The organism is Pediococcus acidilactici DSM 20284 (assembly GCF_000146325.1).
GTDB classification, from domain to species: domain Bacteria; phylum Bacillota; class Bacilli; order Lactobacillales; family Lactobacillaceae; genus Pediococcus; species Pediococcus acidilactici.
In genome coordinates, this window is sequence record NZ_GL397067.1 from 1,512,390 (window position 1) to 1,525,886 (window position 13,497).

A 13,497-nucleotide genomic window follows, 5' to 3' on the forward strand; every position below is an offset into this window, starting at 1 on the left:
CTTTTGTCACACTCTCTATATTTTTTGCTAGATATAAAAAACTAGGGTTTTCCGCCCCACCTTGCGCACTTTTCTCCCCTGGGATACACTATCCGTAAATTGATAACGTTTTCATAGTGGTTAGGAGAGGTTTTTATGGTGAAGGATCAAGTAGCAGCAATGCTGCAATCGGTAACTGAAAGAGAAGATTGGCAAGAACACGGCGCCACCGCGGAGGACTTTAGTCAACGATTAGGAGTGCGGCGGAATACAATTAGTGCGTACTTAAATGATCTTTGTAAAGAGAAGGTTGCAATTAAACTTAATTCACGTCCAGTTAAATTTTGGGATAGGGCAACTTTAGAACAGCGATACGACATTGTTTTAGAAAATACAGAGTTTGAAAGTCAAGCGGCGTTGGAAAACATTGTATCTCAGCCTAAACGGACGGCCTTTGACGAAGTAATTGGCGGACACGGTTCGCTATACACCCCTATTGAAAGGTTGAAAGCGGCCGCTGGCTACCCAGGAACCGGGTTACCCGTTTTAATTACCGGGCCTACGGGAGCGGGGAAAACTTATTTAGCGCAAGTTTATTACCAATATTGCGTGGATAAGGGGTATTTAGCACCAGAATCCCGCTTTGTGCACCTAAACTGCGCGGAGTATGCTGACAATCCGGAACTTTTAGCAAGTAATTTATTTGGTTATAAAAAGGGAGCCTTTACGGGCGCGAATCAAGATAGTACGGGACTATTTGATGAAGCAGATGGCGGAATGCTGTTTCTTGATGAAATTCACCGGCTTGATGCTAAGGGACAGGAAAAACTGTTTAATTATTTGGACAACGGGATGATCACGCCGTTGGGAGCAACTAAAGAGGGGCATCATGTACAAGTTCGGCTAGTTTTTGCAACTACCGAGGATATTCAAAGTCATTTCTTAGACACTTTTATTCGCCGGATTCCCATTCAAATTGAAATCCCGGAACTAAACGACCGCCCACGTCAGGAACGTGAAAACTTGGTTAAGTTATTTTACCTCCGCCAATCCCAGAAAATTCAACGCAAAGTGTTAGTGAACACCTCGGTGCTGAATATTTTAAGTTCCAGCAGTTATCTTGGTAACGTGGGTCAGTTAAAGAATACCATTTTAATCTCGGTGGCCAATAGTTTACAGCGGGCAGCGCAAAGCTCGAATATTGAAATCTTATTAGCAGACGTGCCCAAAACGGTAATTGACCATAATATTCAAGACGCAAGTTTACTATCGTTTAGCGACCAGTTCATCAGCGTGTTGCCAACCATGAAAATTGATGATTTAATCTCCGAATCCCAGGCGTATACCGATGAAATTAAACGGGTCATGTTAAAAATTATTCAACAATTTCAGCAAACAGCCAAACGGGACACCTTCATTGATAATGCCATCGACGAAATTAACCAACTGTGTGACTACTTAATTTTTAAGAAGGATACGGAAAAAAGCGACATGTCGGTGGGGTTTTTGAAAAAGATGTTTGCCGATCGAATTGCTAACGTCGAAAACAATAGTGATACCCAGTTTATGGGCAACGTCGCGCTAGTTTTAGCATATTACTTTTACAACCGTAACCGTGCTAACTGGCATTTGGTACAACGCGACGAACAGTGCATTCAGCAAATTAACGCCACTTTTCATGGTGAGGATGTTGAGGTCGACCAAATTGTTGGGGACCTACGTTTAATCACCGCAAAGACCATGAATTTGCACCTTGATGACGTGGATGAACTATTTATTCATCTGTACCTACGGAGTGTGAAGAAGGAAACCGATAGCCAAAACATTCGTTGCATTATCCTCTCCCACGGCTATTCGACCGCCAGCAGCATCGCTAGCGTGATCAATAATTTATTTAACGAACACGTAATGGACGCGATCGACATGCCGTTGGATATTGATGTGGCGGAAATTGGTGAAAAGGTCAGCAGTTACGTGAAAAATCGCCAAATTAACCGGGGACTAATTTTAATGGTTGATATGGGATCCTTGGAGGGCATTCAAAAATTTATTAGTAGTGAAATTGATTTTCCGATTGCCATTGTTAACAACGTCTCAACTCAGTCGGCGTTGCTAGTGGCTGATGATATTCGGCATCATAAAGATATTGAGCAAATCATGCGAAACGTTCGGCAGGCGATGGTGCCTAAAACACAAATTATCTATCCAAAAGAAATTAAGCGCAATCTAATCGTAACCTGCTGCTTTACCGGAATTGGCACGGCTAATAGTGTCAAAAAATTGCTGCTGGATAGTATGCCGGTAGAAGTGGACTGTCAAATTCAGGCCTACGAGGTTGACCGGTTAAAGGCTGAAGAACAAATTGCCATTTTCAATAAGTTGTACAACGTGGTGGCGGTAGTGGGGACGATTGACCCCGGGCTTCCCGACGCCCCATACATTTCCTTGGAAAGCATTATTTCCGGAAGCGAGATGGAGAAGTTGGATAAGGCTTTGCAAGTATGCATGACTACGGAGCAGCTCCAACAGTTTAAAGAACAACTGATTCACAGTTTTTCATTAGAGCGGGTAATTAATTCTATTACCATTCTGGATGCGCATTTGGTGATGGATAATATTGACCGCGCCATTAATAAATTTAACCAGTTAAGCGGGCACCAGTTAGGCAACATCACAAAAATGTCGTTATACGTGCATGTGAGCTGCCTAATTGAGCGATTAATCCGAAACGAACCGATTACCAGCTATGATTTAGAACAACTTTCCGACACTGAAGACCAACGACTTTTTAAATGGATAAAAGAGTCTTTTAGTGTGATTGAAAAAATTTATAGTGTCGAAATCCCAGCCTCCGAGTACGGCTATATTTTCGACATTATCCAAGCAGATGCCTAAAAATCAGCGATTTGATTGAATAAAGGAAGGGCGTGCCAGAAGTTGGCACGCCTTTTGCTTTTATAAGGGTGTAAGGAAATGGTAGGTGATAAGGTTTGAAAATTATATTAGCAAGTCATGGCGCCCTCGCAAAAGGGATGAAAGATACGTTAGATATGATTGTGGGAAATCAGGTAAGTATTCAGGCATATTCTGCTTATGATGAGGAAAATGTCGATTTTGCTTCGGATATTAGCCAACAGATCACGCGAGAAGTAAATGAGCAATTCATTATCGTGACTGATGTGATGGGCGGTTCGGTTAATAATGCAATGACTGAATTAGTGCTACGTTATAAAAATGTTTTTTTGATAACTGGGATGAATTTGCCTCTAGTACTATCATTAGCAACTTATTCAGGAGACTTAGATTTAAAGGCACTTGATGAACTAGTTCAAGAAGGAAAGCGAGGATTGATTAACGTAAATAAAATGGTTGAATCTGCAAAGGAGGAATAAAAATGATTAAAGTAATCAGAATTGATCATCGTTTATTACATGGACAGGTGATTTTTGCTTGGACTAAGTCGCAGGGAATTGAACGAATTGTGGTAATTGATAACGTTGCGGCTGGTGATGATTTCAAGAAAATGTCATTGAAATTATCCAAGCCAGCAGACATTAAATTGAGTGTGTTTAGTGTTGATCAAGCTAAGGAACGAATCGCCAAAATAAATAATTTGAAGAGTAATACCATGATTATTTTTGGAGATGTTTTACAAGCTGGACAGATTGTCCCACTTTTGGAAGGAGTTAAAGAAATTAACTATGGAGGTGTTAAAAATCGGCCAGACACGAAGCGATTCAGTAATGCAGTTTTTCTAACGGAAGAAGAAGTTAAGTGTAGTCAGGAATTAAAGAATCTAGGTTTTGATTTGTATATGCAACAGGTACCAACCTCTAAGAGAGAAAGTTTAAATGAACTAATTTAGGAGGTTAGATATATGCTTTTAAATGCCATTTTACTTGGAATCATTGCCGTATTTGGGACGATGGATTCCAGAATGCTGGGGCGGACTAACTTTGAGCAACCACTAGTAATGGCGGCCCTAGTAGGTGTTGCTTTGGGCGATTTAACAAAGGGGTTAATTGTTGGGGCATCTCTAGAATTAATATTCATGGGGATAGTAAATATTGGGGCAGCAGCTCCGCCGGATCTAGTTTTGGGCTCGGTGATGGCAACTGCTTTTGCAATCTTATCGGATACAAATGCTCAAACTGCTTTAACTATCGCCCTTCCGGTTGCAATCCTAGGACAAATGGTGGGAATTCTTTTACGGATGTTTATGTCTACTTTTGTTCACAAAGCGGAAAGCGACATAGAAAAAGGCGAGTTTGCCAAAGCTAGAAGGTTTCACATTCTATGGGGTCCCATTTTATATTCATTGATGTATTTCGTACCCGTATTTGTTGCCATTTATTTTGGAGCTGATGTAGTTAAAGAAATTGTTCAATCGATTCCTGCTTGGCTTACTAATGGATTGAATTTAGCAAGTAAAATCTTGCCCGCGTATGGGTTTGCACTACTAATGCAAACGATGCTGTCGAAAAAGACGGTTGCATACTTGTTATTAGGATTTTTTATCACCGCTTACGCAGGTTTGTCAGTTACCGGTGTAGCAATCTTTGCGGCATTACTTGTAATTATTTTAAACGAAATATTGCCTAAAAATAGCGTTGATCAGGGGTTAACTAGTGATGAAGACGATGATTTAGAGGAACTTTAGGAGGTGAGATGATGGCTGAAAATACACAAATAGATTCAAAAAAGTTAAGAAAAAAGTATTGGTCCTTCTTCTGGCGTTCTTATGCAATCCAGGCCTCTTGGAACTATGAAGGACAAATGAATTTAGGCTTTCTGTACGGAATCGCACCAACTATTGATAGTTTATATAGCTCTAAAAATGAAGAAGATTTGCAACGTAAGAAAGCGGCTTACAAGCGGCACTTAGCTTTTTACAATTGCACCCCTCAAACGAGCGCATTTGTTCTAGGGTTGGCTTCTTCGATGGAAGAAGAGTATGCTCGTGAACCCACTTCGTTCAACCCGGATTCGATTAACGCGGTTAAAGCATCGTTGATGGGACCACTATCTGGAGTTGGTGATTCATTTTTCCAAGGAACTATTAAAGTTTTAGCGTTTGGTTTAGGAGTTAACTTTGCTAGACAAGGCAGTATTTTGGGACCAATTTTAGCAATCTTAATTTCATTTGTTCCGGCAGCGTTAGTTACATACTACGGTGGAAAGTTAGGCTACACAGCTGGAAATAGCTTTTTGAAGAAACTTACTAGTCAAGGAATTATGGACCGAGCAATGTATTTGGTAACAATCGTTGGACTAATGGTAATCGGATCAATGATTGCAAGTATGATTGGAATTACCACGCCAATTCACATGGGTAAGACGTTTAATCTCCAAAAGACATTGGACACCATCTTCCCTCAGATGATTCCGTTATTGGTTACTTTCTTTATGTATTGGTTGTTGCATAAAAAAGTTAAAACGGGATGGATCCTTACAATTTGTATTTTAAGTGGTTTATTATTCAGCGTTTTAGGGATTTTAGCTTAAACATAGTAATCAGTTAATAAAATATTTTAATTATATTAGGAGGAATTTTTATTATGAACATGTCACCTAAATCAATTATTGCGGATATCAAGAAGAAAAATAGCAAAATTAACCGAGTGATCTTTACCGGCTGTGGGGCGTCGATGGCGGACCTATATCCAGGATACTACTTTATTTCGCACGAAAGTAAGCGCTTCTTATCGGCTTTTATGCAAGCAAATGAATTCAATTATGACACTCCACAGGATGTTGGTGAAAACACAATTGTCATTACAGCCTCACTTGGAGGAACTACTCCAGAATCGATTGAAGCTACCAAACATGCCCGTGAATTAGGTGCTCACGTTATTACACTATCGCACATGCCAAATTCACCAATCATTAATGCAGCTGAATATGGTTTAGTACATGGTTTTGAAGAAGACTACGCACATAAGACAGAAAAAATGACCCTAGCACTTAAGTTAGCAATAGAAATTGTAAATCAGTTTGAAGGTTATGAATTTTATGAAGACGCACAAAAAGCATTTGATGGATTATTCGATTTAATTAACCAAGAAGCTGCGATGGTCGATCCTGCTGCAGAAGAATTTGCTGCACGCTATAAAGATGAGAAGAATATCTACGTGATTGGTAGTGGTGCAAGTTCGGATGTAGCCTACTCTACTGCTTCATTCTTATTTATGGAAATGCAATGGATTAGTGCTCCAACCATTCATTCAGGCGAACTTTTCCATGGCCCATTTGAAATGGCTTTGAAAGACACACCATACTTACTATTTATGAATGACGGTAAGACGCGCCACCTAGACGCACGGGCAATGGCATTCCTACAACGCTTTGACACTAAATTAACAATTATTGACGCTAAAGACCATGGACTAGCATCAATTGCTTCTAAGAATGTAATTGATTACTTTAATCCAATGTTACTTACAGGAGTTATGCGGGTTTACGCAGAAAAACTTGCGGCTGCACGGCAACATCCGCTAACTAAACGGCGCTACATGTGGAAATTAGAAAACTACTAAAAATTTTAAAAGTGGGACTGCGTTTGTTGGCGGTCCCATTTTTTAAAGAGGTGATTACGTGAAAAAAGCTTTTATTTTTGATATGGATGGCGTTTTAATTAGGTCTGAAGAATTTTATTTTGAAAGGCGGATGCGTTTCTTTAAAGAAAATAATTTGACCCCTGGTTCTTCAGATATAGATGATTATATTGGAGTGTCAAATGAAAAGGTCTGGGAAAATTTAGTACCAGAACCAAGTGAGCGCGAGCAAATTAGAACAAAGTATCAGCCCTTTTTGGAAAAGAATAAAATTAATTATCAAGAATACTTGGACAAACAAGTCCCCAAAGTTCTTGCAACGTTGCAAAAACAAGGAAAAATGCTGGCATTAGCATCAGCTGGAGAAGAAAAGGAAATAAATCGGATGCTACGTGAATGTGATTTGGCACAATGTTTTAACGTAGTGATTAGTGGTGAAAAGGTAAAGAAAAATAAACCAGCACCAGACGTCTATCTAGAAACAATCAAAGCTTTGCATGTTTCTAAAGATGATTGTGTGGTGGTAGAAGATAGTCCTACAGGAATTTTAGCAGCTAAGCGAGCAGGATTGGAAGTGTGGGCGGTCCCAGCGCCAGTAGATCAAAATTTGGCTGACGTGGTTTTAGAAGATTTTGGGAGTATTATTGAAAAATAAAATTGGCGTTGATAGTTGGATAAAAAAGTCTTCAATAAATTAAAATTTGATTTTACTTCTCCATTTTTCCAGTATAATAGAACGGTCCAAGCAATCAAAAGAGAAGTAGGAGAAAATGATGACATACCCACAATTAGATTTAGCAAACGTAAAAGGAACTAAGATAACGATTCAGACTAACCATGGTGACATTAAGGTGCAGCTTTTTGACGAGTTGGTACCCAAGACGGTCAAAAACTTCGTTGAATTGGCTAAGCAAGGTTACTATGACGGGGTGATTTTTCACCGCGTGATTCCAGATTTCATGATTCAAGGTGGCGACCCGACTGGTACTGGAATGGGTGGCGAAAGCATTTATGGTAAAACCTTTGAAGATGAGTTTTCCAACCAGCTTTACAATTTAAATGGCGCGCTATCGATGGCTAACGCGGGTCCTAACACGAACGGTAGCCAATTTTTCATCGTTACTAATACCAACGTGCCTAAGAAAATGATCCGGCAACTAAAGGCGGCTGAGTTTCCAGAGGAAATTGTAGAAGCTTACCGAAAGGGCGGTACACCATGGTTGGATGGCCATCATACGGTATTTGGTCAGGTGATTGAAGGAATGGACGTGGCCGAAGCAATTAGTAAAGTGGATCGTAATTACGAAGACCGTCCTACAGAAGATGTCGTGATGGAAAAAGTATTGGTGGAAGAATAAGCGCTCAAATAATTTTTTGAACAGTTTTAAGGATTTAACGAAAATGGAAAGTTGAACCTGGCTTTCGCAATTGGAGTGGAAGTTTAGCTGATAAGGCATCCGGTTTCTGTAACCAAGTGGAATTCGGGAACATAGGAAATCCAAACTTTCCGATAAATCCCCAATTGGTATCTAAGTAAAAATTCGTTGTTAATAATCGCAACCCGATTATTGATGACGAATTTTTTTTTGGTTGGCGTATTTAAATAAGAGTCGTATAAAAAATTTTGTGGGATAAACCTTAATCTATAAAGCAAAATGCCCCGTTTTCACTAAGGTAAAACGTTTTAACTTAACATATTTTCAATAATTAAGTTTACAAATGATAAAAATGGCGCTATTATGTAAGCGTTAACAAAAGCAAATAATAAGGAGATTTTATTATGAATTTAGCAAAATACATTGATCACACAATTTTGGCACCAGAAGCCACCCAATCACAGGTAGATCAAATCATTAAGGAAGCTAAGAAATACGATTTTGCTTCCGTAGTAGTTAATCCATACTGGGTTTCGTACGTGGCAGATAAGTTGAAGGGTACCGACGTCAACACGGTTACCGTAATTGGTTTTCCTCTTGGAGCAAATACCACGGCCACCAAGGTGTTTGAAGCAAAGGATGCGTTGCAAAATGGCGCTACGGAATTAGACATGGTAATTAATATCGGTGAACTTAAAGCTGGCCATGACGATGCGGTTCTCAATGATATTAAAGCCGTAGTCGAAGCTGGGCATGCTGAAAACCGGCACGTTAAGGTCATTATTGAAACCGCTTTATTGACTGACGAAGAAAAGGTTCGGGCTTGTGAACTTTCCGAAAAAGCGGGGGCCGATTTCGTAAAAACTTCGACAGGTTTTTCAACGGCTGGTGCGAAGGTAGCGGACGTGAAACTAATGAAGCAAACGGTTGGTGACCGGTTAGGCGTTAAGGCATCCGGTGGAATTCACACTAAGTCAGAAGCCGAAGCCATGATCGAAGCGGGAGCAACTCGTTTAGGAGCAAGTTCCGGCGTCAAGATTATGAATAGCTAAAAATAAAGTGAGGCAGTTTAGTTTTAGGAGGGGTTTAAATGAAGTTCAAACGAGTTTTTACAATTGTCACGGATTCGGTCGGCATCGGTGAAGCTAGTGATGCCGCTGATTTTGACGATGTTGGCGCAGATACTTTAGGACACATCGGTGAGTTTTGGAAGGGCAACTTCCAGGTTCCTAATTTACAAAAATTAGGTCTAAGCAATATTCGGCCTGATCACCCAATTAAAGGAGTTCCGGTGGCGGACCATCCGCAAGGGTTCTTCGGTAAAATGCACGAGGTCTCCGTTGGAAAAGATAGTATGGACGGTCATTGGGAAATGATGGGGGTGCCGGTTAAAGAACCCCTAGGCTTTTTCCCTAACGGCTTTCCGCAGGAATTAATTGATAAAATCGCTAAGTTTAGCGGTCGCTCGGTGATTGTAAACAAACCGTACTCGGGAACCGAAGTTATTCATGATTACGGAGAAGAACAGCTGAAGACGGGAGCGCTAATCGTCTATACCTCTGGTGATTCAGTTTTGCAAATTGCGGCTAATACTGCGGTAATTCCGCTAGAAGAGTTGTACAAAATTTGTGAATACGCACGCTCGATTACCATTGATAAACCTTACCGGATTGGCCGCATCATTGCCCGCCCGTACGTTGGAACGAATAAGGACAATTTCAAACGAACTTCGGATCGCCACGATTATACTTTAGCGCCAACTAGTGAAACGGACATGGATCGACTCAAAGCGGCCGGGTTCTCCGTTTTAGCGGTTGGTAAAATTAACGACATTTTTTCAGGCCAAGGGATTACGGATGGGGTTCACACGGAAAGTAACCACGACGGAATGGTACGGACGATTGAAAACGCGCAAAAGGACTTTACCGGATTTAGTTTTACTAACCTAGTTGATTTTGATGCCATGTATGGTCATCGGCGGAATCCTGAAGGCTACGGAAAGGCCTTGATGGAATTTGATCAACAACTGGGTGAACTATTGCCACTCCTAAAGGATGACGACCTGTTGGTTATTACAGCGGATCACGGAAATGATCCTGGATTTAAGGGAACGGATCACACCCGGGAATACGTCCCGTTGTTGGCTTATACTCCTAGGGTTGCTGAAGGTAAATCACTGGGCGTGCGGGATACTTACGCTGATTTAGGGGCAACCATTTTGGACAACTTTAACGTTGCCGGTAACGGAGTTGGAACTAGTTTCTTAAACGAATTGCAATAAGGAGGAAATACCATGAGTACACACATTGCGGCACAAAAAGGCGAAATTGCGGACACCGTTTTACTACCAGGGGACCCACTTCGGGCAAAATACATTGCCGAAACTTTCTTAGAGAATGCGGAATGTTATAATACCATTCGAAACGCTTTTGGATATACCGGTACGTATAAAGGCAAACGGGTATCCGTTCAAGCAACTGGCATGGGCATTCCATCAATTTCCATTTATACAAATGAATTAATTAACGAATACGGGGTTAAAACCTTGATTCGTGTGGGAACCTGTGGTGGAATGAGTCCCGATATTCACGTCCGGGACGTCCTCATTGCCCAAGGAGCAAGTACGGATTCTTCCATTATTAGAAATACGTTTGGTCGGGATATTTATTACGCTCCGTTAGCAGACTTTGCAATGGTTGAAAAGGCGCACCAAGTTGCGCAAGCTAACCAAATTCCAGTGCAAGTAGGCAACGTTTTGTCTGAAGACCGTTTTTACAACGACGAAATTGACCGTCAAAAACTGGTTCAATACGGCGTCAAGGGTGCAGAAATGGAAGCAGCCGCGTTGTACTTACTAGCAGCGAAGTATGGCGTACGTGCGCTTGCAGTATTGACCATCAGTAACCATATCATCACTGGCGAAGAAACTACCGCGGAAGAACGGGAAAAATCGTTTGATGACATGATCAAAGTTGCGTTAGAAACGGCAATTAGCTAAGGAGCGGAATTTAATGTATTTAATCGTTAACATTATTGGATTAGTGGTTTTCCTGAGTTTAGGAGTACTTTTTTCCAAAAACCGGCAGCAAATCAAGTGGAAATCGGTCGGTATCATGGTGGTATTTAACCTCGTTTTAGCGTGGTTTTTAACCAGTTTCCCGATTGGCCGCAGCATTGTTGCGGGAGCTTCGGCAGGATTTAACCAATTAGTCCAAGTTGCTTATCAAGGGATCGCCTTTGCGCTTGCCGATTGGGTGGACGTGAAGTCAATGAACTTCGTGACCAGTTCGTTATTACCAATTTTGATGATCATCCCGCTGTTCGATATTTTAACGTACGTGGGAATTTTACCGTGGATCATCAAGTGGATAGGCCGCGGACTGTCTAAATTAACCGGACAGCCGAAATTCGAGTCGTTCTTTGCGGTGGAGATGATGTTTCTGGGAAATACGGAGGCACTCGCGGTTTCCTCCCTGCAACTCCAACAAATGAAGGCGGAACGCAACCTAACCTTGGCAATGATGTCAATGAGTTGCGTAACGGCTTCGATTATCGGTGCCTATACGAGTTTAATGCCTGGACAGTTCATCCTCACGGCGATTCCGATTAACGTGATTAACGCAATTATCATCACGAACATGTTGAATCCGGTCACGGTAACGCCTGAAGAGGATACGATTGCCACAATGACGGGTTCCGGAAGTTCAGCAAGCGCACAAGACGTGGGTTCGGGCTCGGAAACGCTGGCCGAAGCGACGATAGCTGAAGACGAAGTGCCAACGCGGGAACCATTTTTCTCGTTTCTGGGTGATTCAATCTTGAACGCGGGCAAACTGGTGTTAATCATTACCGCCAACGTAATCGCGTTCGTTGCCTTAGCAGCGTTAGTGGATAAACTACTAGGAATCATTAATCCTTGGCTTACCCTAGAGCACATTTTGGGAATCGTGATGTTCCCGTTTGCGTGGTTAACCGGGCTAAACGTCCACGATGCCTTCGAATTTGCGCAATACATGGGAACTAAGTTAGTTACCAACGAGTTTGTCGTAATGGGCAAGGTGACGGGCACGATTAATCAATTTGCGCCCCATTATAAAGCAGTGTTAACGGTATTTTTGACCTCGTTTGCTAATTTTTCAACCGTGGGGATGATTATCGGATGTTTCAAAGGCTTAGTTAACCGGCAGAAAAACGACGTGGTTGCTAAAAACGTGGGTTACCTGCTCCTATCGGGAATTTTGGTATCCTTAGTTTCGGCAGCAACGGTCGGACTCTTTGTCTGGTAAAAAAATATTGTTGGTAAAGGAAAATCAAATTTTGATGGGAATAAGTAAAACAAGATTAAAAACCGAAATTTTAGCAGGAATTACTAGTTTTTTTGCAATCTCCTACATCATCATTGTTAATCCAATGATTTTAAGCGATGCGGGAATTCCAGCAGGACTTAGTGTATTTGCCACCGTTTTTTCTTCGGCAATTGGCTGTTTAATTATGGCGTTATGGGCGAAAGCACCGGTAATTCTTACTCCGGGCATGGGAGTAAATGCATTTTTCACCTACACGGTGGTAGTTGGAATGCATCTATCCTGGCAACAAGCCGTCGCCATTTCGATTTTTAGTAGTTTGATTTACATGGTAATTGCGTTTACCAGGGCGAGTGAGTTCCTGGCTAACGCGATTCCCGCCGTGCTGAAAAAAGGGATTACGGTAGGAATTGGGTTGTTTTTGGTGACCTTAGGGTTGGAAAAGGCGGAATTGATCCAATCTGGCGGAAAACGAGCACTATTGGCAGCCGGTTCTTTAAGCAATCCGGCGACGTTATTAGCGCTGTTCGGTCTCTTACTCTCCCTAATCCTCTTTTTGCGCCGGGTTCCCGGTGGCTTTGTAATTGGGATTATCGTAACTAGTCTAGTGGGCGTTCTTTTCCACATCGGTGGTACGCAGGCAACTTCCATTAGTTTAAGTCAACTGCCGAAATATTCAGAAATTCTTTTTAAGGGCGATTTCAGCCAAATGTTTTCCATCAAATTTTTATTGGCCGTATTTTCGATGACGATGATCTTAGTCTTTGAATCGATGGGGATTCTGGAAGGAATTTTACAGGACCCATCGCAATTTCGGAAGGCATTTCAAGCGAGCTCGGTGACGACCTTTATTTCAGGTTTCTTGGGTACGAGTCCAACGGTTGCGGCGGCTGAAAGTGCTTCGGGAATTGAAAGTGGCGGACGGACTGGAATTGTATCCCTTGTTTCGGGGATTCTATTCTTGCTTTCGTTGTTTTTCATTCCGTTGTTAAGCTACGTGCCCCAAGCGGCAATCGCGCCAGTAATCATCATTACGGGAGCGGTAATGATGGAACAGTTGGCCACCATTAACTTTGCGGACTTTACCGACTGGTTCCCGGCGTTTTTGATTATCGTGCTGATCCCCTTGACTGGCTCAATTTCGACAGGGTTAGCGTTCGGATTTGTGGCCTACCCAATTTTGAAATTAGCGATGGGCAAGCAGAGTGAAGTTCACCCAATTATGTACGTGTTGGGATTGTTATTCTTAGCCCAACTAGGGTTTAACTCAATTTTGGTTTAGGA

Annotated in this window: 13 protein-coding genes; all 13 read left to right on the forward strand. The window is 41.7% G+C overall.

Annotation, left to right across the window (positions count from 1 at the left end; all coding sequences use genetic code 11):
• The first annotated feature begins 135 nt into the window (after positions 1-135).
• The 13 genes from HMPREF0623_RS07260 to HMPREF0623_RS07320 all read left to right on the forward strand — a co-directional run bounded on the left by HMPREF0623_RS07260 (position 136) and on the right by HMPREF0623_RS07320 (position 13,495).
• A complete protein-coding gene (locus HMPREF0623_RS07260; protein ID WP_004166528.1) occupies positions 136-2,874 on the forward strand; it encodes a sigma 54-interacting transcriptional regulator in 2,739 nt (912 codons plus the stop codon).
• A 95-nt stretch (positions 2,875-2,969) separates the two neighbouring features.
• Positions 2,970-3,371 carry a PTS sugar transporter subunit IIA gene (locus HMPREF0623_RS07265; RefSeq protein ID WP_002830907.1) on the forward strand — a complete coding sequence of 134 codons (402 nt, stop codon included), beginning with the start codon at positions 2,970-2,972 and terminating at the stop codon, positions 3,369-3,371.
• A 2-nt stretch (positions 3,372-3,373) separates the two neighbouring features.
• A complete protein-coding gene (locus tag HMPREF0623_RS07270) occupies positions 3,374-3,844 on the forward strand; it encodes a PTS sugar transporter subunit IIB (protein ID WP_002830908.1) in 471 nt (156 codons plus the stop codon).
• A gap of 12 nt (positions 3,845-3,856) precedes the next feature.
• Positions 3,857-4,639, forward strand: coding sequence for a PTS mannose/fructose/sorbose/N-acetylgalactosamine transporter subunit IIC (locus tag HMPREF0623_RS07275; RefSeq protein ID WP_002830594.1), 783 nt, complete (start codon positions 3,857-3,859; stop codon positions 4,637-4,639).
• A gap of 11 nt (positions 4,640-4,650) precedes the next feature.
• Positions 4,651-5,484, forward strand: coding sequence for a PTS system mannose/fructose/sorbose family transporter subunit IID (locus tag HMPREF0623_RS07280; RefSeq protein WP_002830593.1), 834 nt, complete (start codon positions 4,651-4,653; stop codon positions 5,482-5,484).
• Positions 5,485-5,543: 59 nt separating this feature from the next.
• Entirely contained in the window at positions 5,544-6,515 is a 972-nt protein-coding gene (locus HMPREF0623_RS07285; RefSeq protein ID WP_373367284.1) for an SIS domain-containing protein, read from the forward strand.
• Positions 6,516-6,573: 58 nt separating this feature from the next.
• Positions 6,574-7,188 (forward strand): HAD family hydrolase, encoded by a 615-nt coding sequence (locus HMPREF0623_RS07290; protein ID WP_004166531.1) that lies wholly within the window; start codon positions 6,574-6,576, stop codon positions 7,186-7,188.
• 115 nt (positions 7,189-7,303) lie between these two features.
• A complete protein-coding gene (locus tag HMPREF0623_RS07295) occupies positions 7,304-7,891 on the forward strand; it encodes a peptidylprolyl isomerase (RefSeq protein WP_002830590.1) in 588 nt (195 codons plus the stop codon).
• A 422-nt stretch (positions 7,892-8,313) separates the two neighbouring features.
• Positions 8,314-8,961 carry a deoxyribose-phosphate aldolase gene (deoC, locus tag HMPREF0623_RS07300; RefSeq protein ID WP_004166532.1) on the forward strand — a complete coding sequence of 216 codons (648 nt, stop codon included), beginning with the start codon at positions 8,314-8,316 and terminating at the stop codon, positions 8,959-8,961.
• A gap of 38 nt (positions 8,962-8,999) precedes the next feature.
• Positions 9,000-10,190, forward strand: coding sequence for a phosphopentomutase (locus HMPREF0623_RS07305; protein WP_004166533.1), 1,191 nt, complete (start codon positions 9,000-9,002; stop codon positions 10,188-10,190).
• Between the two features lie 12 nt (positions 10,191-10,202).
• Positions 10,203-10,907, forward strand: coding sequence for a purine-nucleoside phosphorylase (gene deoD, locus HMPREF0623_RS07310; RefSeq protein ID WP_002830586.1), 705 nt, complete (start codon positions 10,203-10,205; stop codon positions 10,905-10,907).
• A gap of 13 nt (positions 10,908-10,920) precedes the next feature.
• Positions 10,921-12,195: a NupC/NupG family nucleoside CNT transporter gene (locus HMPREF0623_RS07315; protein ID WP_004166534.1), complete on the forward strand. Its 1,275-nt coding sequence runs from the start codon at positions 10,921-10,923 to the stop codon at positions 12,193-12,195.
• Positions 12,196-12,229: 34 nt separating this feature from the next.
• Positions 12,230-13,495, forward strand: coding sequence for an NCS2 family permease (locus tag HMPREF0623_RS07320; RefSeq protein ID WP_002830917.1), 1,266 nt, complete (start codon positions 12,230-12,232; stop codon positions 13,493-13,495).
• Positions 13,496-13,497 lie beyond the last annotated feature (2 nt).